A 23,430-nucleotide genomic window follows, 5' to 3' on the forward strand; every position below is an offset into this window, starting at 1 on the left:
AACGATACCCTTATCTTTTTAGAAGGTACTCAACGCACCTTCTTGTCATTGTTTATGATTGTCTTTGTGGATCGTACTGACGATCTTTAATAAATAATCCTGGCAATACACCCGCAACAAAATACGCAGCGCCCATCACAATAAAGGCCATGGTAAACGTACCGCCCGATGCCAAGAAACCAATCGTAGCTGGTGCAATAGCGGCCCCGACACGACCAATGTTATAAGCACCGCCAATGGCTGTTCCGCGCACATCGGTTGAAAAACTTTCAGCCATATAAGTCGCGTTCACACCGTATGGAATGCCATATAAGAAGCCAAAAGTGATTAATAAATACAAAATATTGTCAGGGGTATTGAAGAAAATAATGATTGGCAAGAACACAGCGCTGGCAATTGTTCCAAACACAAAAACAGCACGGCGGTTAAATTTGTCAGCAAGATAACCCGCTAAAATTTTTCCTAGAATCATTGCAGTATATGAACCCACCATGTAACTGGTTAAGTTTTTAAAGTTCATATGTACTTCTGTTTCTAAATAACTTGGCATCCAGTTGTTAATGCCGTAATAACCAAACTGTAAGAAAAATGCTGTGGTCATCCACAACAAAAACATTTTACGGTGCTTAAAGTTATTAAAGATTTGTTTGTAGATACTGCTACTTTTCGGCTTTTCAGCCACCACTCTTTCTTTAGGTTGTCTGTTGCTTTGTAAGCTTTCAATTTTGGTGAGCTGCCAAGATTTTGGCTCTGGCACAAATCGTTGTAGGAAAATATTAACGAAAGCAGGCACTACGGTCAGGAAGAACAAAACACGCCAGCCATGATCTGGAATAATTGCACCAGCTAATAACGTCGCAGCAATATAACCTACGGTCTGACCCGTCTGTAATGTGCCCAAGACCGTTGTACGGTACGTGGTTGGTACATATTCAGCCATTAAGGTATTACAGGCCATATAAAGCGCTCCAATTCCCAAAGCACCAATAAAACGTAGAGCCATAAATTGCTCGAAGCTTTGCGTAAAGCCTAACAAACAAGTCGCTACAGAAAAGAAAGTCACCGAGTTGGCAATGGTTCGTACACGGCCAAACTTATCACATGCCCAACCACCCAAAATACCGCCAATCCCCATACCTGCCAAAGAAGCACTGCCTAATGCACCCGCTTGAAAGGTACTTAAACCAAACTCTGCCTTTAAACTGGTCAAGCTATAAGACAGCAGCATAATATCAATGCCATCGACCACCATCGCAAAATAGGCAAATAACAATGCCCATTTCCATGTATGAGGGCCAATTTTTTCATATGTTCCAAGGTTACTTGGAAATGTATTTCTTAATTCTTTCGATATTACTTGAACGTCATTGTTCATCTTTAGTTCCTCATTTTCCCAAATGAGTCATCGGCAGCTTACTTATGTTTTCTGTATGACTTAATCTTCTATACTTTTCATCATCTTACATTTAGTTTTAAGTGCACAGAGGTACATCTACACATGAGTATCCTTACGATGAATCTTGTCATTATCCATAAATTTTTGCGTAAAAATCCCTAAAGGTGCTCCCGAAAGAACACCTCTATTTTTAAAAATGAGTGAGTTAGTTACTAAATGCGGCTATGCCTGTTTGTGCACGACCTAAAATTAAGGCATGAACATCATGTGTACCTTCATAGGTATTTACGACTTCAAGATTAACCAAATGACGTGCTACGCCAAACTCGTCACTAATGCCGTTTCCACCCATCATGTCACGTGCCATGCGGGCAATATCAAGCGCCTTTCCACAGTTGTTACGTTTAATTAGAGATGTACCTTCAACTGATGCAATGCCTTCATCTTTCATACGGCCAAAACGTAAAGCTGCCTGTAAACCTAAAGCAATTTCAGTTTGCATATCTGCCAGTTTCTTTTGAATCAACTGATTTGCAGCCAACGGGCGACCAAATTGTTTACGGTCCATGGCGTATTGATGTGCAGTATGCCAGCAGAACTCGGCAGCACCCATTGCACCCCATGCAATACCATAACGGGCGCTATTTAGACAGGTAAATGGGCCTTTTAAACCTCGAATTTCAGGGAACGCATTCTCTTCAGGTACAAATACGTTATCCATCACGATTTCACCAGTAATTGAGGCACGTAAACCAACCTTGCCATGAATGGCAGGTGCAGATAGACCTTCCCAGCCCTTTTCTAAAATAAAGCCGCGAATATCACCGACATTACCTTCAGCAGAAACTTCTTTTGCCCAGACGACAAATACATCGGCAATTGGACTGTTGGTAATCCACATTTTTGCACCACTTAAACGATAACCACCGTCAACTTTTTTAGCACGGGTAATCATACTGCCCGGGTCTGAACCATGATCAGGTTCGGTCAAACCAAAACAACCAATGTATTCACCAGTGGCAAGTTTAGGTAAATACTTTTGCTTTTGCTCTTCGGTACCAAATTCATGAATCGGAACCATCACCAATGAGCTTTGCACACTCGCCATAGAGCGGTAGCCCGAGTCGACATATTCAATTTCACGTGCGACCAAACCGTAACTCACATAGTTCAAACCCGCACCGCCATATTGCTCAGGAATGGTTGGACCCAGTAAGCCAAGCTCTCCCATTTCACGAAAAATAGATGGATCTGTTGTTTCATGACGGAATTGTTCAAGTACACGGGGTTGCAAGCGTTCTTGGCAATAGGCATGAGCCGCATCACGAATCATGCGCTCATCTTCGGTAAGCTGTTGTTCAATTAAAAATGGGTCTTGCCAGTTAAATTGAACTTTTGCTTTTTTTGTTGTCACCATGTGATTCATCGCATCCTCTGCTTGATTGGATCTTCTTTATTTAACTCGATGTTATGCGTGAAAAATGCAGTAATCAAACGATAAATGTTCATGCAGATATGCGACTTACGCATATTTAAAATGAGTTACTTTAAATTTAACTATTTAATTCATTGTATTTCATTAAAAATGGCTTATTTTTATACTAAACTTTGATATCTGCATTTAGGTCATATGCTGTTTTGAAATATGACGACAAATAAAAGGATTTATTTATGCGAAGAAGTATCCCGTCCATTCAGGGTCTAATTTGCTTTGAAAGTGCAGCAAAACATCTAAGTTATACCTATGCTGCGCAAGAGTTATGTATTACCCAAAGCGCTGTCTCTCGCCAAATTCAGCAGTTAGAAGACTTCTTGGGCGTTGAACTCTTTATACGTACTCGGCATGGTGTTGAACTCACTATTGCTGGTCAGCAGTATTTTAAAAGCATTAAACCCTACTTGTTAGGGCTAGAGAAATGTACGGCCGATGTGATTTCTCATAAGGGTTTAGGTGGAACATTAAAGTTAGGTGTGGTTCCTACCTTTGCAACGCGATGGTTATTACCCAAGCTCCATCTTTTAAATCAAAAACACCCTGAAATTACGGTTCATTTAGAAACCAGTACCAAGCCCTTTTTATTTAATGACAATATTTTTGACGCTGCGATTTTTGCAGGTACGCAGCAGCAAATTGACCACTGGCCCGGCATACAAGCGCATTATTTAATGGATGAAGAAATTGTACCTGTATGCTCGCCAAGTCTAATCGAAAAGTATCTTCCAGATGCTGTGATGATTAATGAAAATACCTATGATTTAAGCTCAGAAAATTTGCTAAAAATTCCCCTGCTACAACAAACCACTCGGCCAAGCATTTGGCAAGAATGGTTTCTGACCCATCACATGCAGCACCCTAAACCTTTTGATGGACAGCGCCATGAGTTATTTTCGATGCTTGCGGTTGCTGCCAGTCATGACATGGGAATGGCTCTAATTCCGCAAATGTTGATTGAGTCTGAACTACAAAAAAAGGAACTGGTGATTGTTTCTAATAAAAAACTAAAAGGTAGTCGAAAGTATTACCTTATTCATTCGAGCCAAGATATCTCACCGACTATTCAAAAATTTGTTGAGTGGATTTACCAAGAACTAGAACAACTAAAGACCAATACGAATTAGCTCAATAGCCTTTATTTATGCCCAATAACGCGAACTACTCATAAAAAAGATTGTGATTGATGAGATCACAATCTTTTTAGTTAAGCGTAAATGACTTTGAATTAATGACTCATCAATTGAATATCTGAACCGCTACGTTTCGGGTCAATTAAGATTTTTGCATGCTGTTCAGGGTCACGTAATGCTTCAAATGCACTCGTAACACCTTCTAGGCCAACAACACCTGTAATTAGCGGTGAACAGTTTACTTTACCTTCTGCAATCATATGTAGCGCATCTCGAAACTCAAGCGGTGTATAGCCCAACACAAACTGAATTTCTAGCTCTTTATTAATCGCAAGTGCGGGTTCTATTTTGTCACTTTGCATACAGACACCCACCCCAACAATTCGGGAAAACAAAGGCGCCCCTTCAATAATTTGCTGCAAAACACCCGGTATACCGACACACTCAAAAATAACAGGGCGTTTTGGCAGAGCTCCCAATTTATCAATCATGCGCCATCCATGCCACCACGGTAAGCGAGTCGCTTGTAACTTATCAAACAGCCCCATACCCATGTTAATGGCATCAGAAACATTACCAAGCAAACCAAACTCTTTCCAGTTGGCAAATGGCGATGTCTCTTTAGGGTCTACCACAATATCAGCACCGCATTGCTCGGCAAGCTTACGGCGGTTTGGTGAAAAGTCACTGGCAACTACAGTTTTAACACCAGCTGCTTTAAGCATTAATATGACACCTAGCCCGACAGGACCACAGCCAATTACAATCGCAGGTTCACTAGTTTTTACACGGCTACGACGAACAGCATGCAATGCAACCGCCATAGGTTCAGTCATTGCAGCACTATCTGCATCTAGACCGTTGGGTACTTCAAACATCAAGCTTGATTGAACCAATACTTGCTCGGCATAGCCACCCGAAGCATGTGGGGAAAGCCCCGTAGACAAATAACCATGCTGATCAACGTTTAAAAGCGGCATTGCACAAACGAGTGTATCCGCTTTAAATTTATGACGTGTTTTTGGACCGTAGTCTAAAACCCTGCCACAGAACTCATGTCCCAATACAAACGGATCTGTAGACTTGGCTAAACCATTAAACCCGACACGTGCCGCTAAATCATGCATGTGGTCGCAGTGATGCTGCATATGTAAATCTGAACCACAGATCCCGCATCGCACCACTTCCAATAAAACCTGCCCTTTTGCAGGCAGTAAGTTCGGTTGGTCCACGACTTGCAATGTTGCTTGATGACAAAGTACCGACTTCATTTGAGCGCTTCCTATTTCTTCTTTTTCATTTACTTGCCAGAAATAGATTTCTACAGATAAATTAATCGCCTTATCAGTTTGGTCTTTAGCAAGCCTTTATTCAACTTTACAAGTAAAAGGCAAAATACCAATGACCATTCTTCAGCCAATCCACTCTTGAAGAGTCAACAAAAAACAGGCTCAGCGAAATTAAAACAATAAAAATCTTGATGCTTGTATCTTACACAGACTGCGTTATCTTCTTAGGCCAGAACAATGTCATCAAAATTAAAACTTATACAAATATAGTAAGTTCAAAAAACTCAACTCAACGCTTTTCACAAAAACATAGCAAATCCAAACTTTTATCAGCAGTCTTAAACGGGCATGATGAATTGATACGAACAGATAAGAAGAAGTTTATGATTACTAAAACGCTTCCACTTACAGATATACACCGCCATCTTGATGGCAACATCCGCATTCAAACCATTTTAGAATTGGGGCAACAATACAATTTAGATTTGCCAGCTTATGACATTGAATCTTTACGACCACACGTACAAGTAATGGATAACCAACCTGACTTATTAAGTTTTTTATCTAAGCTCGATTGGGGCGTAAAAGTATTAGCAAGCTTAGATGCCTGCAAACGCATTGCTTTTGAAAATATGCAGGATGCAGCACAACAAGGCCTAGACTATGTAGAACTACGTTTTTCACCGGGTTATATGGGCATGACACATCAACTCCCCCTTGAGGGCGTTGTTGAAGCTGTGATTGCTGGAGTAAAAGAAGGTAGTCAAGCTTACGGAGTAAAAGCGAATTTAATCGGCATTATGAGCCGTACTTTTGGTCAGGAAGCCTGCGAAAAAGAATTAAATGCTCTACTCGCCTATAAAAATGATATTAAAGCGTTGGATCTTGCTGGGGATGAACTTGGTTTTCCGGGCAATTTATTTATTGATCACTTTAAAAAAGCACGTAATGCAGGTTGGCACATTACTGTACATGCAGGTGAAGCTGCTGGCCCAGAAAGTATTTGGCAAGCCATTGAAGAATTAGGTGCTGAACGAATTGGACATGGTGTTAAAGCAGTTCAAGATTTAAAACTTTTAGATTATTTGGCTAAACACCAGATTGGTATTGAATCTTGCCTCACCTCAAATATTCAAACCAATACAGTTCCCTCTTTAGCAGAGCACCCATTAAAGACTTTTTTAGAACATGGTGTACTTGCCACTATTAATACAGATGACCCAGCAGTAGAAGGCATTGAGATACAACATGAATATTTAAGTGCCGCTCCATTAGCAGGTTTAAGCCCTGAGCAAATTTATACAGCCCAAGAAAATGGACTTAAAATCGCATTTTTATCAGATCAAGAAAAAGATGAGTTAAGGCAGAAATATCAATAACAGAGAACAGAGAACAGAGAACAGAGAACAGAGAACAGAGAACAGAGAACAGAGAACAGAGAACAGAGAACAGAGAACAGAGCTTATATGTATATAAGGAGACGAATTCAAATATTGGAAGCGTTTGAATTAAAATTTAGATATATAAAACAAAAAAATTCCTTCTATCAATAAGACAAGAAGAAATTATTTTTAATATTTGGGATATTTTATAAAGCTTGAACGCTTTTAAATATGGTCGGAGCAGTAGGATTCGAACCTACGACCCCCTGGTCCCAAACCAGGTGCACTACCAGGCTGTGCTATGCTCCGAAATTGGGGTGAATGACGGGATTCGAACCCGCGACAACTGGAATCACAATCCAGGGCTCTACCAACTGAGCTACATCCACCATCAAATAAGTTCTATATACCAAGCTACCGAATGGCGCGCCTGACAGGATTCGAACCTGTGACCATCCGCTTAGAAGGCGGATGCTCTATCCAACTGAGCTACAGGCGCTTAACCGATGATGCTTATCATGCGATACTTCGCCGATCTTAAAATATTATTTTAAGTGGTCGGAGCAGTAGGATTCGAACCTACGACCCCCTGGTCCCAAACCAGGTGCACTACCAGGCTGTGCTATGCTCCGATCTATCTCAGCTTTTGCTGTATCGCACATCGTGCGGTACGGTGTGCATTCTAGGCGCGACGCCCTCAGACGTCAACACCTATTCTCAAAAAAAGTTAAAAATCCTTATCAAATGTATATTTAACAAGCATTTTGAGGTTTTTTAACGTTTTAACGATGCACTAAAGGCTAACATTCGATCTAAAGGCATTTTGGCACGTTCAGCAAGCGCTGGATCGACGTGTATTTCCTGATCACCTTTTTGTAAAACTTCTAAAATTCCGTCGAGTTCATTCATTGCCATCCACGGACAGTGAGCACATGAACGACAAGTTGCCCCCTCACCCGCTGTTGGCGCTTCAACTAAAATCTTATTGGGAACCGCTTGCTGCATTTTGTAGAAAATGCCACGGTCAGTTGCCACAATCAGTCTTTCATTTGGCAAAGTCTGCGCAGCTTTAATCAGTTGAGAAGTACTACCTACTGCATCTGCAATTTCTACAACCGATTCTGGCGATTCTGGATGTACCAATACAGCAGCGTCTGGGTACAGTGCTTTCATGTTGGCAATGCCACGTGCACGGAATTCTTCATGCACAATACATGCCCCATCCCAAAGCAACATATCTGCACCAGTTTTCTTTTGGATATAGCGACCTAAGTGCTGATCTGGCGCCCAAATAATTTTTTCGCCTAAGCTATCTAGATGTTCAACAATTTCAACAGCACAGCTCGAAGTCACGACCCAATCGGCACGTGCTTTAACAGCAGCCGATGTGTTGGCATAAACAACTACGGTATGGTCAGGGTGCTGATCACAAAATGCCGTGAACTCATCGACAGGACAGCCCAAATCGAGTGAACAGGTTGCTTCGAGTGTCGGCATTAAAATTGTTTTTTCAGGAGACAGAATTTTTGCTGTTTCTCCCATAAATTTGACCCCAGCAACAACCAGTGTTGAGGCAGCATGATCTCGTCCAAAACGGGCCATTTCTAAAGAGTCAGAAACGCATCCACCTGTTTTTTCGGCAAGTTCTTGTACTTCAGGGTCGCAATAGTAATGAGCAACAAGGACAGCATCACGTTTTTTGAGCTCTGCTTCGATCTGTGCAAACTTTTGTTGTTTTGCTTCTTCACTCAAGCGATTGTCTTTTGGCTCACCTAAACGGTCTAAATGCGCTTGTACAATGTTTTTTGCATCGTTGGCAATTAAAGTCGCATCACTCATAAAACGTCTTCTCTATCCTTCATGCTGGCATACCTGCTCGCATATAACGTTACTGCTTAAATGATTTAGGGATTGAATCATTTAATATCAAAAGATGGGGCTAATAAAAAAGCCTCTTTGTCGAGGCTTGATTATAACTGATATTTAAGAACGGTAATCAGCATTAATTTTGACATAGTCGTAAGATAAGTCACAGGTATATACCGTGTCTTTGGCCTGACCACGTCCTAAATCAACACAAATGGTAATTTCGGTTTGAGCCATAACACGCGCGCCCGCTTCTTCGGTATAGTCCTCAGCTGCGCCACCGTCTTTACAGATTTGCACGTCGTCTAACCACACTTGAATTTTAGACACGTCTAAGTCTTTAACGCCTGCATAGCCAATGGCAGCTAAAATACGTCCCCAGTTCGGGTCCGATGCAAAGAGTGCAGTTTTGACAAGTGGTGAATGGGCAATGCTATAAGCAATATCACAACATTCTTGAGTATTTGCGCCGCCTTCTACAGCAACAGTAATAAATTTCGTCGCCCCTTCACCATCACGGACAATTAACTGTGCTAAACGATTCATTACACGAGCAAGAACTTCTAACACTTTAGCGTAGCGTGCATCACTGTCCGATGTGATTTCAGTGCCACCCGCCTGACCTGTTGCTACGAAAATACAAGAGTCATTGGTCGAAGTATCGCCATCAATCGTAATACGGTTAAATGAATGCTCAACCGTGGTCTTTAATAGCTTTTGTACTAAATCACGGCTAATAGGTGCATCTGTTGCCACAAAACTTAACATGGTTGCCATGTTCGGGCGGATCATGCCAGCGCCTTTACTAATACCTGTCATGGTATAAGTAATGCCATCAAGCTCAAATTGTTCAGATGCGCCTTTAGGTACTGTGTCTGTGGTCATAATGCCAGATGCAGCATCATTCCAAGCCTCGTCTTGTACGCTATTTAATGCAGGCTGAAGACCGGCAAGTAAACGCTCCATCGGAAGCTGCTCACCAATCACCCCCGTAGAAAACGGAAGGACTTCAAAGCTGTTGACCCCAGCAATCTCCGCCAACTTTGCACAAGTATCCTGAGCATTTTTCAAACCCGTAGGTCCAGTTCCTGCATTGGCATTACCTGTATTAATCACTAAATAACGAGGATTACCTTTGGCAAGATGAGCTTTAGAGACATGAACAGGCGCTGCACAAAATGCATTTTGAGTAAATACACCAGCAACATTTGAACCTTCTGCAAACTCAAAAATGACTAAATCTCGTCGGTTTTGGTAACGTACATATGCTTCTGTTGAGCCAATTTTTACACCTTTTACCACATGCATTTGTGGCATTGTTACGTCACCGACAGCCATTTTTAGAACATCCAAAGTTTGTTGAATAAGATCAATATTTCAAAAAAAGCGATGCAGTAAAGTACCGACCGTATGAAATATCATAGTGGACAGCTTAGTAGAAAAGTCTAAAAAAATCGAGCGCAAAAACGGCTCATTGTTGCTCTAGTTTTAATAAAATATCTTTCTTATCAAGCCCACCAGCAAAACCAACTAATGCCCCACCCGCACCAATGACTCGATGACAAGGTGCAATAATTGAAATCGGGTTTTTGCCATTTGCCGCGCCAACTGCTCTCACCGCTTTTTCATTGCCAATTTGAACAGCAATATCTTTATAACTTCTTGTTTCACCATAAGGGATGGTCAGTAAAGCAGCCCATACTTGTTTTTGAAATGCAGTCCCTTCGAAATCTAACGACAATGTAAATTCACGGCGTTTGCCTTCAAAGTATTCTTGTAATTGTTGTTCCGTCTTTAATAAAACTGGATGCTCAAGTTGTTCGACCAGCTCGGCCAGTCGAACACGTTTTGGATTTTCATTGTCCCAGAGTATTGCCACCAAAGCATTTTCATTTGCAACTAGTTTTAATTGCCCAACAGGCGAATTGATATACTTATAAGACAGCAACATAATTTATTCTCTTAGGAAGGCGATGAAATTTTCATTAAAACCAAACCTGACACAATCAATACAGCGGCAATCATTCTCATAGCGCCAACAGGCTCATGAAGAAAGAAAATACCGACTAGAAATGACCCGATTGCGCCAATTCCTGTCCAAACCGTATAAGCAGTACCAAGCGGTAAAGTTTTCATTGACATTGAAAGCAGAATTACGCTCAAAATCATAAAAACTATGGTAATAACACTAGGTGTTAAACGTGTAAAACCTTCAGACATTTTCATAGAATATGCCCAAATGATTTCAAATACACCTGCTAAAATTAAAATAGCCCAAGCCATAACATTCACTAATTTTTATAGTGTCAGGTCGTCCCGACATGATTACCCATTATGGGGGAGGTCGTTCCTCCTTTATGTGAGGACTCAGTTTACTTTAAAATAAAAAATGAAGGCAAACCCCTATCTAAAGCTTGCCTGTTTTAGAAAATATTATTCGTTTTTTAACTGTAAAATTTTTCGTGCACCATTTAAAACAAACAAAACAATAATTAATCCAATCATTAAATCAGGATAACGCGAACCAGTAATGGCAACCAATATCCCTGCAATAATGACACCTAAGTTAACGATGACATCATTTGCAGAAAAGATATAACTCGCCTTCATATGTGCCCCACTCTCCTTATGGTCTCTCATTAAATAAAGGCAACTAATATTGGCCGCAAGAGCTAATCCGCCAATTAAAATCATGAGAATTGAAACAGGTTCACTGCCATAAATAAAACGGCGCAACACATCGATTAACACAATCATGGCTAAGCCAAACTGCAACCATCCTGAAAGATGCGCAGCCTTTAATTGCACATTTAGATTTTTACCCACCACAAATAAAGCAATGCCATAAATTGCCGCATCAGCAAACATATCGAGCGAATCGGCAATTAATCCTGTAGAGGAAGCGATGATGCCGGCCATAAACTCAATGACAAACATGACGCCATTAATCAGTAACAACCATTGTAAAACTTGCTTTTGTGCTGCATTAGTTGAAGAACTAGCTCGAACCTTTTTAGGTTTTTCAACTGGTTCATAATGTGGCTGCGTTTGTTGTAACTCTGCTCCTAATCCTAGACGCTGTAAACTTTGAGTAATCATTTCAGCCTGAACACTGTGATAAATCGCCAAATGACGCGCTGGTAAGTCAAAATGAAGTTCTTGAATATCGTCATTGTAAGAGACCAAAGCCATCCGTACCATTTGCTCTTCGGCTGCACAGTCCATTCGGGGGATATGGTAATAACTTACCCATTGACTCTTTTTAGCCACAGGTTCACTAGGCGTGAAACACTCCTGAGACGTCGTGCTTGAGCACCCACAGCTAGAGCTAGTTTTACTTAAATGTATTTGATTCTCTTGTTTTTCTAAAGCCATCTTTGCACCATAACTGACACAAAAAACAATGCCATTAGTATAAACCAATGGCATATGTTTAAGCTTACTTTTTGTTCGGCAATTAGAATTTTAGTGTTAACCCTGCTCCATAATACCAACCATGTTCGGAGTCGGTTCCAGTTTGCCAATCAGTTTGTTTTAGACCTTTCTCATAGCCATAACCGACATCAACAAATGGCATGACCTTTTTGTTGATTTCATAACGGGTTTGAAAACCAGCTTGTAAACTTGATAAACCTGTTTTACTGGCATATTGAGATTCATCTTGCAAAACAACATCTACTTTTAAATAAGGTTTACCAATTAACTTTTGGGTAAAGAGTAAGTCCCTTTCTGTTTCTAGACTTAACTTCCATAGCTGGTCTTCACCTACATAAAGATAAGCATCGGTTTCAAAAAAGTAAGGTGCCATGCCATGCAAACCCACTACACCGGCCCAGCGATCTTGCTTTTCATCTTCTCTTTGCAAACGTTCGTAGTTTACACCGGCCTGTACATCCCAATAGTCAGCTACATTTCGGCTATAAAGTACTGAACCGCCGTAATTAGCATCTTCTGACTCTGCTTTTTCAACGTGGGCTTTAATGAACAATTTGTTTTCATCAGTTCCCACCCAAGTTTCTAATTCCGAAGAAAAACTACCTTCTCCCTCTTCGTTTTGAGTCCATCCCGTATCAATCGTAGTTGCTTGATAGATCTGACCACCGTGTTCGCGTAAATGATCATGTGTTAAAGGTTCTTGAGCAAAAGTAAATATAGATATACTCGAGAAAGCACTGCAACATAACATTTGAGAAAATAACTTAGTGATGCGCATGACTAGCTCCTTTCTCATTTTTAGATTGAACTGGTGGTTGAGCTTGAGCAGGTTGTTTTCCATCATTTACTTGAGCAACAATCAACTTATTCATCATTCCGGCACTCATGTGATAGAGCAGATGGCAATGAATCGCCCATTCTCCTAAGGCATCAGCTGTCAATAACGCAGTAACCGTCTTTCCAGGTGGAACAATAAGGGTATGTTTATTTGGTAAGTTTTCAGCTTGTTGGCCATTTTCTAATTGCATAAACATGCCATGTAAATGCATTGGGTGAGCCATCATGCTGTCATTCACAAACTTCAAGCGGATGCGTTCGCCATACTTAACTTGTAATGGTGTCGTATCACTAAATTTCTTGCCATTAATGGTCCAGATATAACGTTCCATGTTGCCACCTAAACGAATGACTAACTCACGTTCCGGTGCACGAGTATCTGGTTGAGGTGTTAAAGATTGCAAATCGCTATATTGCAGTGCCTTCATACCCGCTGGTGTTGAAGCATTTGCCCAGCCATAAACTGGCTCATCCTTTTTAGTCTTATTGTCAGCTTGAATCGGCATCTCATGATTCATATTCATCATAGCGTGGTCATGCTCGCTAGCTGACATTGCCTGCATATCATGCTTCATTTCAGGCATCGCTGACATGTCATGCTTCATTTGCATCATAGAATGGTCGTGTTGGCCAGAGGACATATTTTTCATGTCATGATCCATTTTCATCATTGTAGAATCATGATTAGCATGGCTCGCCTCTTTTTTCATTTCAGGCATGGCCGACATGTCATGCTGCATGTTCATTTGATGGCCAGCATGTTCACCATTTCCACCCCCATGACTCATGCCCATATCTTCCATGGTTAACAAAGCGCGTGGACGTGGTTCTGGCATTTGAACTGGGCCTAGAGCCTGTGCACTTCCATTATGCAAAGTACCGATAGCAAAACCACTACGGTCAATAGACTCTGCTTCAATCTGATAATTTGCTTGTTTAGGCTCTACAATGACATCGTAGGTTTCAGCTGTACCAATACGAAACTCGTCAATTGCAACAGGCTTAACTGGCTGTCCATCTGCACTCACAACAGTCATTTTCAAATTTGGAATTCTGACATCAAAAAATGACATGGCCGATGCATTAATAAATCGTAATCGAACCTTATCGCCAGTCTTAAAGTTACCTGTCCAATTTTGCTGAGGTGTTTTGCCGTTGACCAAGAACGTATAGCCCGTCACATCAGACATATCGGTTTTTAACATCCGCATCTGATTCCACATCGAACGATCTTGCCAAGTTGCTTTTAAACCTTGTGTTTTAACCTGCTTCAAGACATCAGATACCGTTTCACGACGGTTTTGATAATACTCAGCAGATTTCTTCAAATTCTTCATAATGCTATCGCTAGAAGAATTATGAAAATCTGAAAGCATCACCACGTAATCACGGTCAGTTTTTTCATGAGCAGCTACAGGCATTTTGCCTTTTGGGTAAATCACGAGTGGCCCATATAAACCATCTTGCTCTTGGCCTTTACTATGGGCGTGATACCAATAGGTGCCGTTTTGTTTCACCTTAAAGCGGTAAACAAAATCTCCGTTTGGCGCAATTCCTTTGAAATTATTAAAACCAGGTACACCATCCATTAACCCTGGCAGTAATAAGCCATGCCAGTGCAAAGATGTATCCTGATTTTTTAATTGGTTATGGACGTGAATAACAGCATCATCCCCTTCTTCAAACTCAAGGAGTGGTGCTGTAAATTTTCCATTTACAGTAATTCGTTTAAGGGGTTTGCCGGTAACATTGACCAGTTGTTCATTAATATTAAGGTGATATTCCTTAATTGCCGCTAGGGTCCATGGTGAAACCAATAGACCAAATACAGCGACTAAGCTGCTAATCGTTTTATGAGACATTGCTGTGATCCTTTTTAATTAAAAAAATAAGTAAATAAGGATCAAGCTTTAGGAGGACGTAAAATTTCTTGCCAGTATCCGGCTAAATGTTGAGCCTGATAAATACTGCTAAATTGATATGAAATAGGAATAAATGGGGATTCAACGTCTGGTACAGCTTGCTGCAGAGCAAAATTCACCATTTGGCAATGGACAGGGTTACAGTCCTGACAATGCTCTCCATGCGAATGAAGAGACTGTGTTATCTTTTGATTACATACAGGCTGATCATCTGCTTGAATATGCATATTGTTATGCGAAGTTTTTTCACTATGACACGGCATAGTATGAAGATCATGCTGCATAGGCGTCTGAGCAATAGACACACCACTCCACCCAATGACGAAAGCCATTAGGAACACAAACCAAGCATACTTGCGTAAGTGTTGTAGAGCCATTGTGATTTATCACCTAAAGCCGATGAGGGATCTTAGTCCTATTAGCATAACCAAGTTTTAAAACAGATACAATTTTCTATCTCAACTGATTGTTTTAAAATCATTAAGGGAATGGTGGTTGATGTTGAAGGACTAAATCAATCACCTCTAATGCACCTTCTTGCTCATTACTTACAGTGGTATAAGGTGCCACGGCTTTTAATGCTTCTACTGCATTTTCAACAGCAAACCCATAGCCCACAGCTTTAATCATCTGCATATCATTGTTGTTATCACCAATCGCAACTACTTGATTAGGTTCGACCTGCCATTTTTGTAGTAACAGCTTCAAGCCATGTGCTTTATGTTGGTCTGGAAGAATCAAATCGATAAAATTAAAACCACTTGAAACAGGTACCAAAACTTTATCTGCTACAAAACTTTGCTTCTGAAAATGCTCAAAAATCGCAAAGCTTTCGTTTTCCTGAGCGGTAAAAGTAATTTTGCACACTAAATCATCTAGTGCATAAAAGTCATCTACAACTGTCAGTTTTTCAAAATATCGGGCAACTTTTGCATAGTCTTCTGCGTTCATACTTCTATGCACGTAAGCACTTTTTTTTCCACAGATCACCATGGTTGAGGTATACGCTGGGTCAATCGCTTTTAAAATTTCAACGTATTGTTGCTGACTTAAATGAGCAAAAGCTAATTCTTGCCCAGCATCTACAACATGTGCGCCATTTTCTGCAATAAAAGCAATCTCATGATTAATTTCTGGAAAATAGGTAACAAGTTTTGCAAGTTGATTACCACTGGCTACCACAAAATGAATATTATTTTGTTTTAGTTGTTCGTATTGTTTTAAAAAACGTGCTTTGTTGTACTGCTTTTTGGAATTAAGAAAAGTCCCATCCATATCTACTGCTAAAATTTTTACTGTCATTAATAATCGAGGTCTCTTACTAAAAACTTATTAAACCAAATTTAGCTTTATTTTTCATGACACTTTTACAGTTTTATACGTATGCATGCACAAAAAGTTTTACACAGAGCTGCATCGTTTTTTGCACAGGTTATTTTTTAGCAAAGCTTAATAAAAAACCAGCTAATAAATTATTCAACACGCATAAAAAAAGAACGCCAAAACGTTCTTTTTTCATAGTTTTTGTCTAGAGAATAAACGGTTGATCTAATTTTGTTTATTTTACCAACATCTTATCCATACGGTTATCAACACAGTTATCCATACAGTTATAAACAAAGTTATCCACAAGTTTATTTTAGATTAACTCTATCTTTTTAAGCATCAACACTGCCTACTTTCGCAAGCTCTGCACGCATTTGGTCAATCACAACTTTATAATCGGGTTGACCAAAAATTGCTGAACCCGCAACAAACATATCTGCACCAGCTTCTGCAATTTCACGGATATTTGCAGGACCAACACCACCATCAACTTCTAAACGGATATCACGGCCACTTGCATCAATAATTTTACGAGCTTCACGTAATTTTTCTAAAGTCATTGGAATGAACTTTTGTCCACCAAAACCAGGGTTTACACTCATTAATAAAATTTGGTCAACTTTATCAAGTACATAATCTAGATAATGCAATGGTGTTGCTGGGTTAAAAACCAAACCTGCTTTAGCACCACCAGACTTAATAAGCTGTAATGAACGATCAATGTGGTGAGATGCTTCTGGGTGGAATGTAATAATATCTGCCCCAGCTTCTAGGAAATCGCCAATAATACGATCAACTGGAGATACCATTAGATGCACATCAACAGGAGCTGTAATCCCATAGTTTTTTAAAGCCTTACATACACCTGCACCAAAAGTTAAATTTGGAACATAGTGGTTATCCATCACGTCAAAATGCACTACATCTGCACCTGCGGCTAACACTTTGTCTACATCTTCGCCTAAACGAGCAAAATCGGCAGATAAAATAGAAGGAGCAATCAAATAAGGCTTGGACATAGGTGGATGACCTGGCTAGAAGTTTAAGGAGAGGCTAAAAATTATAACAAAAAAGAACCTACTTGGCCCGCCCTTCCTTGCTTAAATGACAACATTTCAAACATGAAACGTAACGTTGCAACAATAGAATGCTAATGGCCAAATGAATTTGTTAAGGTACATTAAACCAATGTGAGGATTGATAATGAAAAGCACAACTCATCTATTAACAAACGATGGAAAACGCATTGCAAAACGTCTAGTTAATCATTGGAAACACAAATTTGAAGTACAAGAAACCGAACAAGATTTTAAAATCTTAATGCCTACCGCAACAATTACGCTTGCACCAGAAACAGAGCAGTTAAACGTTGCTATTGATAGTCAGTTAGATGACCACAACCACTTAGAAAAAGTTGTTCTTGATCATCTAAACCGTATGGCTCAACAAGAATTTCAAGTTGAATGGCAACACTAAACTAATTAGCCAGATACTTTTTCTAACTGGATTGCATGAAACTGCAAATGCTCATCCATAAAGGTCTGGATAAAATAATAGCCATGATCATAGCCAGCATGTTGTCTTAAAGTTAAAGGCTGTCCTGCCTTTAAACATGCTTGTTTAAATTTTTCAGGGTGAAGTTGTTCATAAAATTGGTCATCTAACCCCTGATCCACCAAAATTTCATTAAATACCGCACCATTTTTTGAGACTAAAGCCGTGGCATCATGAGCCAACCAGCTATCACGATCTGCACCCAAATAATGGCTAAAAGCTTTTTCACCCCATGCACATTCAGTTGGCGCGCAAATCGGTGCAAATGCAGATACCGACTTAAACTTGTCAGGATATTTAAAAGCCAAAGTCAATGCGCCATGGCCACCCATTGAGTGCCCAAAGATACCAACCTGTTGAGCATTTACAGAAAAGCTTTTTAAAATGAGTGGATATAACTCATCTATTAAATAACTTTCCATTTGATAATGCTCAGACCAAGGTGCTTCTGTGGCATTAATATAAAAGCCTGCGCCTTGACCTATATCCCAATGATCCCCTGCCGCAACCTGTTCGCCACGTGGAGAAGTATCAGGTGTAATCAAAATAAGACTAAGTTGTGCTGCCAGATGCTGAGCATGTGCTTTTATGGCAAAGGTTTCTTCAGTACACGTTAACCCAGCTAAGTAAAACAAAGTTGAGCAAGCTTTACCTTCTAAAGCTGCCGGTGGTAAATAAACACCAAACTTCGCTGGTCCTTTTAAATAAGAAGATTCAAATTGGTATATACGCTGCTCGCCCTCAAAGCAGCGGTTTTTTTGCAGGAGTTGCATCGTTTTTAGCCTCTGTTTTTGTTTGAGCAATATCTACACTACCTGTATTTTGCTGAGGAAATAGATACTTTTCCAATTGAGGTAGCATAAGTTCCATATTTTTACCAATCATCCACTGAGGCTCTGAAGGTTCAACACCTTGAGCCACTTCCCATTTGGTTACTGTTTGCTTAGCTGTGTTAAACGAGTCTTTCATCGACGATTGCTCTCGCATAGCCAAATCAAAGAAAGCCCGACCGAAATAGGTATAGTCAGCTTCGTTATTACATCCAAAAGAAGTTTTATCAGCGGCAGATGCGGTAATAATTAAAGTATCAGGAGACTGTAAAGCAGGAATAAAGCTTCCTGAATAACAGGCTGAGATAACAATCACACGCCAGCGAATACCGGATTTATCAAGTGTTTCACGCAACCATTTCGGGTCTACTTGCCCTAAATCTAATGGTGCATTTTCAATTTCGAAGTGATTCTGTTCACCGTGTGAAGTCATATATAGAAATAGGACATCGCTATCACGGTTCATTTGCTGGCCCATACGGCGTAGTGCCAGTTCAATACTGGTTTTAGATGCAATCGGAATTTCTGTTCGTGTATCTGGATTATTGACCAGCATCATCGAACGACCAATCGTTCCGAAACGCGTATCAAACTGCTCTTTAATACGGACCACTTCCGATTTAAAAACATCTTGATAACTATCGCCAGCAACACCTAAAAAGTACCAATGGCTTTTGGCGAGCTCACCATATTGAACTTGCTCTAAAGAATCATTTAACAGTTTACTTTGCGCATAAAAAGCATCTTCAGCAAATGTAGGAGCCGTATCTTCTACTTTCCAAATCGGTTGATCTTTTACAGAAAGTTGCCAAACCACCATCGTTGCAATAGTCGCAACCATAACCAATGCACGTTCCCACCATGGCCATTTAAGCTCACGTGAGAAAACCCAAATTACCGCTAAACTTTGCCACACGAATAAAGCTACAAATAAGCTCGGTAAAATTCCGTTATAAATAGCATCGGGAATAAAGTTGAGATAACCATTAGAACCCAAATACTGAATTAAACATTGAATTAATAAGATATTTGTATCTAGAACCAACCACAGTAAAGCAGGTACTAGCATCAAACGAGGTTGGTTGGTGCGCTGAGATAAGAAAATACCGACAATTAAGGCAATAAATGGCCAAAGTGCATAACCAATTAAACCTTGTGAATTAAAATCACCGATTTGACCAGCGACAAGCCAACTATAAAGAGAGTTAGTACATCCTCCTAAAATTCCCCAGACAATAAGCTGAAGAATAGATGGATGCACAATCTGTAAAGAACGTCTTGACCCCAAAAACAGCCACATTCCGGCAATTTGGTTGCTTTTAAAATCATGCCAAAAGTTAATGGAGGGTTTAAGATCAATCATAAAAGGTTTTCAAAAATTTCGTTTTTGACAGGCATCTTAAGTGTATGCCTGCTAAGAATTTTAGCAATCATGCTTTTGAACTATATCACATATATTTGTGCATTATTCAAGCAATAAAACCTAACCTTACATAAGCCTACTGAAAATACGCATCAAAACGACAAGCATCCCCTTGCCATTGATGAGCTGGCTCTTGATTTGCCAAGAAAATAGCATGGCGTGGCCGCTTAACCACGACACGTTTAGCAACTTTCTGTGCCAAAACCAGCAAATTATCCCCCAAATCCATCTCACCATCTTCGGGTAAAAGGAGATGTAGAAGCTGCATCTGCTTTTTGACTTGAGCCTGTTTTTTAATTGCTTGTTGATTCTGGTCGCGCTGTGGGAACATCGGGTCAAGATAGACTACATCAACCGTTTTTGCTTCTTGATGTAATTGCTGTAAATAGCTTCCAGAGTCAGCAAAGATCAGTTGAATACGATCCATAAATTGACTTAAAAATGGATCACGTTCCGCCTGAGCTTTTGAATCTTCAAGTAAAGTAAATAAAATCGGATGGCGCTCAACGAGCTGGATTTGAGCCCCTAGATAAGCCATCAGTAAGCTGTCATGGCCTAAACCCGCTGTAGCATCAACCAGTACCGGCTTTTCACCTAACTGACAAGCACGAGCAATCATTTCCGATTTAAGACTTGCACGTTTTAAACGTGGAATTTCAGCTTTCCAGTCAGGCTGCATTTTCATGCCATTAGCAGATAACCAAAGTCCGTTTTCATCTACACAAAGGGCAATTTCAGGGTTGAAGCGTAAAAACCGTGCATTCAGCTTTTCAATTGGCTGTAAATCGACAGTCACACCTCTAGAACAAAGCACAGCTTGGTAGTGCTGTGCCTGTTCTTGAAAATCTACTTCAAAATATATATGCATGAGTACTGCCTTTATTTTGCTTTACCCTGATCCGCTATTTTTTTCCACGCATCATCACGTAAATAAACTGGCAAAGCATGTTCGGCATCCACCCATTGCTTTTGTGCAGCATAAACACGTGCAATAGAAGCAATATCCTGTGCAGTTGCAGTGATTGTTTGATGCTCTGCATCAGCTTGAAGTAACTTTGCGCCCGAACCAATTAAGCAATGTTTTGCATAAGCTGCTGCTGGCTCATAGCTCATTAATTTTTCTTCATCAATACACTGCATAATTCCTTGTTCATCTAGAACAAAACTTGCAATGTAAACTTCGTTCATACGCGCATCGAGCACCGCAGTCACCTGCTCCAAACCTTCAAGTCGGTAAGCAGCTTGTGCTAAAGCTTGCAATGTAGAAACGGGAATTACTGGTAAATCTTGTGACCAAGCTAAAGCCTGAGCAACAGCAGCATTAATTCGAACACCACTAAAAGAACCTGGCCCCCGGCTAAAGGCAATCGCATCCAGACCTGCAACCTCAAGACCTGTTTGTTGTAGCCCTTGCTCAATCATAGGCAAAATGGTCTGGGTTTGTGCTTTCGCCCGCGTATCGAGTTGAAAAAACAGTTCTTGGGTTTCATCGACTAATGAAATAGAACACTGCTCATTTGCAGTTTCCAACGCCAGCAATTTCATGCACAACCTTAGTATTAAATCAGATTAAAAACGAAGGTTATGATACCCCACTCGGCTCTGATAGGCGAGTTGTTCTCTCTCTAAATAAAAATGCCAAGCTTGTGCTCGGCATAGAAAATAACTTATTAAAAATTTTAAAAGTTGAACTCTTTCAAATCTGCATAGTTCTTAAAGTGTTCAGCATAATACAGTGCACTCAATCGTATTTTGGCCGCGCCATCTTCATCTAATGTTTTGACAATTTTACCAGGTGAGCCCATCACCACTGAGTTATCCGGAATTACTTTCCCTTCAGGAATTAGAGCATTAGCGCCAATAATACAATTTTTACCGATTACAGCCCGATTTAAAATTACGGCGTTCATACCAATCAAACTATTATCACCAATCGTACAACCATGCAGCATGACTTTATGACCGACTGTGACATATTCACCAATATTTAGCTCAAGTCCAGCATCGGTATGCAAGACAGAATTTTCTTGAATATTAGAAAAATTACCAATTCGAACTACACAGTTATCGGCACGAACTACTGCACCAAACCAAATACTGACCTGACGGCCTAGTTCTACCTGCCCAATAAGCGTTGCAGTTGGAGCAACCCAGCCATCCCATGGCTCATGTAATGCTTTGGGGTGCTGTCCTTGATAGCTATACATCATAATTTATCAATCCTGATCTTTATTTTTTATGAGAAAACTTTGGCATTCCAAAGGTTGGTGAGTTAAGTAAAAATGGCCAATCTTTTTGATAACCCAATCCATATTTAAAAAGAGCAACCAACATACGAGCAGTTAAACCCCAGATAATTTCATTATCAATCTGTAAGCTTGGAAAATATAAAGACTGATGAGCATACCGTACTTCATAGGGTGTCGGACGCGTTTCAATAAGTTGCTGTAACGGGACAAAGAAAATTCGATCAATTTCGGTAGGCTGAGGTACTAAAGTCACCTCAGGGGGAATAAGCCCAACGATGGGTTTTACAGACAAACCACTTCTTGCACGCTGCATCGGTAAATCACCTAACAACTGTACATCAAACGGATTTAAAGCCGTCTCTTCTTGAGCTTCTCTTAGCGCTACAACAATATTACTCGTATCACTGGGGTCACGCTTTCCACCAGGAAAAGAAACTTCCCCCGCATGGTTGTTCATATGTATTGAACGGCGTGTAAGCAGTACCTTTGGATCATTTTCATTCGTAATTGCAATGAGTACTGCTGCTTGTGCTTCTTGTATGCGGGTGGAAAAGCGCAATCTTTGCTGTAACTTTTGTGTTAGCAAGTGCTCTTCCATACCATTCACCTATTATTCTGTCTCTCTTTGCATCATATCTGAAAATCAAAGTTAGGGAATAGAGTTGATGCGTAAGTCTAAAAATTCAGTTATGCTGAGGCATCTCTATACTCGATGATAATTATGAGTTTCTGTGTAGCGTGTGGGCATAAAACCGAACAAAAAATTCCTTTAGGTGATCATAAAGTACGCCGTGTTTGTACTCATTGTGGAAATATTCATTATGAAAACCCCAAAGTAATCTGCGGTGCCTTAGCGTTATGGGAAGACAAAGTATTACTCTGTCGTCGTGCGATTGAACCTCGTTATGGTTTGTGGACATTACCTGCTGGTTATATGGAATTATTTGAAACCATGGAACAAGGTGCAGCACGTGAAACTCGTGAAGAAGCAGAAGCCGAGATAGAAATAGAACAACTTTATTGCATGTACAATATTCCGCGTATTGGTCAAATTTATGTTCTTTTCAAAGCACAGCTGAAAGATGGAATTTTTGGTGCAGGTGAAGAAAGCATCGAGAGTCGTCTATTTGAAGAGCATGAAATTCCATGGGGAGAACTCGCCTTTCCTAGTGTTGAACATACTTTAAGACATTATTTTGAAGATCGTAAGAAACAAGTTTTTCCAACACATCTTGAAACTTTGGGGACTCGCTTAGACCATACGGGTTAATTAATTAAACAAATAAAAAAGACCGC

Annotated in this window: 23 protein-coding genes and 4 tRNA genes; 4 read left to right on the forward strand and 23 right to left on the reverse strand. The window is 40.2% G+C overall.

All coding sequences use genetic code 11. The annotated features are described in order from the left end of the window. Positions 1–52: 52 nt before the first annotated feature. On the reverse strand, positions 53–1,375 hold the full coding sequence (locus ACXM0J_RS14760; RefSeq protein WP_086266009.1) for an MFS transporter: 1,323 nt from the start codon (positions 1,373–1,375) through the stop codon (positions 53–55). 226 nt (positions 1,376–1,601) lie between these two features. Further along, a complete protein-coding gene (locus tag ACXM0J_RS14765; RefSeq protein ID WP_086266010.1) occupies positions 1,602–2,822 on the reverse strand; it encodes an acyl-CoA dehydrogenase in 1,221 nt (406 codons plus the stop codon). Between the two features lie 245 nt (positions 2,823–3,067). Between ACXM0J_RS14765 and ACXM0J_RS14770 the strand changes: the two genes are divergently transcribed. Then, on the forward strand, positions 3,068–4,015 hold the full coding sequence (locus tag ACXM0J_RS14770) for a LysR substrate-binding domain-containing protein (protein ID WP_086266011.1): 948 nt from the start codon (positions 3,068–3,070) through the stop codon (positions 4,013–4,015). A 101-nt stretch (positions 4,016–4,116) separates the two neighbouring features. On the opposite strand, the gene ACXM0J_RS14775 is transcribed toward ACXM0J_RS14770, so the two are convergent. Beyond that, positions 4,117–5,292: a zinc-binding dehydrogenase gene (locus ACXM0J_RS14775; protein ID WP_086266012.1), complete on the reverse strand. Its 1,176-nt coding sequence runs from the start codon at positions 5,290–5,292 to the stop codon at positions 4,117–4,119. 401 nt (positions 5,293–5,693) lie between these two features. Between ACXM0J_RS14775 and add the strand changes: the two genes are divergently transcribed. Next, a complete protein-coding gene (gene add, locus ACXM0J_RS14780; RefSeq protein ID WP_086266013.1) occupies positions 5,694–6,689 on the forward strand; it encodes an adenosine deaminase in 996 nt (331 codons plus the stop codon). A gap of 235 nt (positions 6,690–6,924) precedes the next feature. Here the strand turns inward: add and ACXM0J_RS14785 are convergent. From ACXM0J_RS14785 to rpe, 14 genes are all read right to left on the reverse strand, one after another. Further along, positions 6,925–7,001: transfer RNA gene (locus tag ACXM0J_RS14785), tRNA-Pro, on the reverse strand. A gap of 4 nt (positions 7,002–7,005) precedes the next feature. Beyond that, a tRNA-His gene (locus tag ACXM0J_RS14790) sits at positions 7,006–7,081 on the reverse strand. Between the two features lie 33 nt (positions 7,082–7,114). Then, positions 7,115–7,191: transfer RNA gene (locus ACXM0J_RS14795), tRNA-Arg, on the reverse strand. Between the two features lie 56 nt (positions 7,192–7,247). Then, positions 7,248–7,324: transfer RNA gene (locus ACXM0J_RS14800), tRNA-Pro, on the reverse strand. A 142-nt stretch (positions 7,325–7,466) separates the two neighbouring features. Then, a complete protein-coding gene (gene nadA / locus ACXM0J_RS14805) occupies positions 7,467–8,531 on the reverse strand; it encodes a quinolinate synthase NadA (protein ID WP_002115913.1) in 1,065 nt (354 codons plus the stop codon). A 144-nt stretch (positions 8,532–8,675) separates the two neighbouring features. Then, a complete protein-coding gene (gene argJ, locus ACXM0J_RS14810; RefSeq protein ID WP_086265251.1) occupies positions 8,676–9,896 on the reverse strand; it encodes a bifunctional glutamate N-acetyltransferase/amino-acid acetyltransferase ArgJ in 1,221 nt (406 codons plus the stop codon). Positions 9,897–10,029: 133 nt separating this feature from the next. Further along, entirely contained in the window at positions 10,030–10,509 is a 480-nt protein-coding gene (locus ACXM0J_RS14815) for a methylated-DNA--[protein]-cysteine S-methyltransferase (protein WP_044432203.1), read from the reverse strand. 11 nt (positions 10,510–10,520) lie between these two features. Continuing rightward, complete coding sequence (locus tag ACXM0J_RS14820) at positions 10,521–10,841, reverse strand: DMT family transporter (protein WP_086265252.1); 321 nt, start codon at positions 10,839–10,841, stop codon at positions 10,521–10,523. Positions 10,842–10,991: 150 nt separating this feature from the next. Continuing rightward, positions 10,992–11,987 carry a cation efflux transmembrane domain-containing protein gene (locus ACXM0J_RS14825; protein ID WP_213034417.1) on the reverse strand — a complete coding sequence of 332 codons (996 nt, stop codon included), beginning with the start codon at positions 11,985–11,987 and terminating at the stop codon, positions 10,992–10,994. Positions 11,988–12,015: 28 nt separating this feature from the next. Further along, the gene (locus ACXM0J_RS14830) at positions 12,016–12,771 is read right to left on the reverse strand and encodes a copper resistance protein B (RefSeq protein ID WP_213034418.1); all 756 of its coding nucleotides are present in this window, start codon (positions 12,769–12,771) and stop codon (positions 12,016–12,018) included. After that, on the reverse strand, positions 12,758–14,692 hold the full coding sequence (locus tag ACXM0J_RS14835; protein WP_086265254.1) for a copper resistance system multicopper oxidase: 1,935 nt from the start codon (positions 14,690–14,692) through the stop codon (positions 12,758–12,760). Before ACXM0J_RS14835 ends, ACXM0J_RS14830 begins: the two co-directional genes overlap by 14 nt. 41 nt (positions 14,693–14,733) lie before the next feature. After that, a complete protein-coding gene (locus tag ACXM0J_RS14840; protein ID WP_130625935.1) occupies positions 14,734–15,129 on the reverse strand; it encodes a hypothetical protein in 396 nt (131 codons plus the stop codon). Positions 15,130–15,232: 103 nt separating this feature from the next. After that, positions 15,233–16,054 carry a Cof-type HAD-IIB family hydrolase gene (locus ACXM0J_RS14845; RefSeq protein WP_086265255.1) on the reverse strand — a complete coding sequence of 274 codons (822 nt, stop codon included), beginning with the start codon at positions 16,052–16,054 and terminating at the stop codon, positions 15,233–15,235. Positions 16,055–16,410: 356 nt separating this feature from the next. Beyond that, positions 16,411–17,097 (reverse strand): ribulose-phosphate 3-epimerase, encoded by a 687-nt coding sequence (gene rpe, locus ACXM0J_RS14850; RefSeq protein WP_000043044.1) that lies wholly within the window; start codon positions 17,095–17,097, stop codon positions 16,411–16,413. A gap of 184 nt (positions 17,098–17,281) precedes the next feature. On the opposite strand from rpe, the gene ACXM0J_RS14855 reads away from it, so the two are divergent. Next, positions 17,282–17,554, forward strand: coding sequence for a DUF2218 domain-containing protein (locus ACXM0J_RS14855; RefSeq protein ID WP_000843456.1), 273 nt, complete (start codon positions 17,282–17,284; stop codon positions 17,552–17,554). Positions 17,555–17,559: 5 nt separating this feature from the next. Here ACXM0J_RS14855 and fghA read toward each other — a convergent pair whose 3' ends face one another. The 6 genes from fghA to ACXM0J_RS14885 form a co-directional block, all read right to left on the reverse strand. After that, positions 17,560–18,405, reverse strand: a complete 846-nt coding sequence (gene fghA, locus ACXM0J_RS14860; RefSeq protein WP_086265256.1) for an S-formylglutathione hydrolase — start codon at positions 18,403–18,405, stop codon at positions 17,560–17,562. Next, positions 18,374–19,825, reverse strand: a complete 1,452-nt coding sequence (locus ACXM0J_RS14865) for a C13 family peptidase (RefSeq protein WP_032004344.1) — start codon at positions 19,823–19,825, stop codon at positions 18,374–18,376. Before ACXM0J_RS14865 ends, fghA begins: the two co-directional genes overlap by 32 nt. 136 nt (positions 19,826–19,961) lie before the next feature. Continuing rightward, positions 19,962–20,753 (reverse strand): class I SAM-dependent methyltransferase, encoded by a 792-nt coding sequence (locus tag ACXM0J_RS14870; protein ID WP_086265257.1) that lies wholly within the window; start codon positions 20,751–20,753, stop codon positions 19,962–19,964. Between the two features lie 11 nt (positions 20,754–20,764). Then, a complete protein-coding gene (gene tsaB / locus ACXM0J_RS14875) occupies positions 20,765–21,430 on the reverse strand; it encodes a tRNA (adenosine(37)-N6)-threonylcarbamoyltransferase complex dimerization subunit type 1 TsaB (RefSeq protein WP_086265258.1) in 666 nt (221 codons plus the stop codon). A 134-nt stretch (positions 21,431–21,564) separates the two neighbouring features. Then, entirely contained in the window at positions 21,565–22,092 is a 528-nt protein-coding gene (locus ACXM0J_RS14880; RefSeq protein ID WP_086265268.1) for a gamma carbonic anhydrase family protein, read from the reverse strand. A gap of 22 nt (positions 22,093–22,114) precedes the next feature. Beyond that, positions 22,115–22,741, reverse strand: a complete 627-nt coding sequence (locus ACXM0J_RS14885) for a CoA pyrophosphatase (RefSeq protein ID WP_086265259.1) — start codon at positions 22,739–22,741, stop codon at positions 22,115–22,117. Positions 22,742–22,855: 114 nt separating this feature from the next. Between ACXM0J_RS14885 and ACXM0J_RS14890 the strand changes: the two genes are divergently transcribed. Further along, positions 22,856–23,404, forward strand: coding sequence for an NUDIX hydrolase (locus ACXM0J_RS14890; RefSeq protein WP_002115876.1), 549 nt, complete (start codon positions 22,856–22,858; stop codon positions 23,402–23,404). The last annotated feature ends 26 nt before the right edge of the window (positions 23,405–23,430 follow it).

Source organism: Acinetobacter sp. GRABPA_MV_2, from assembly GCF_056725885.1.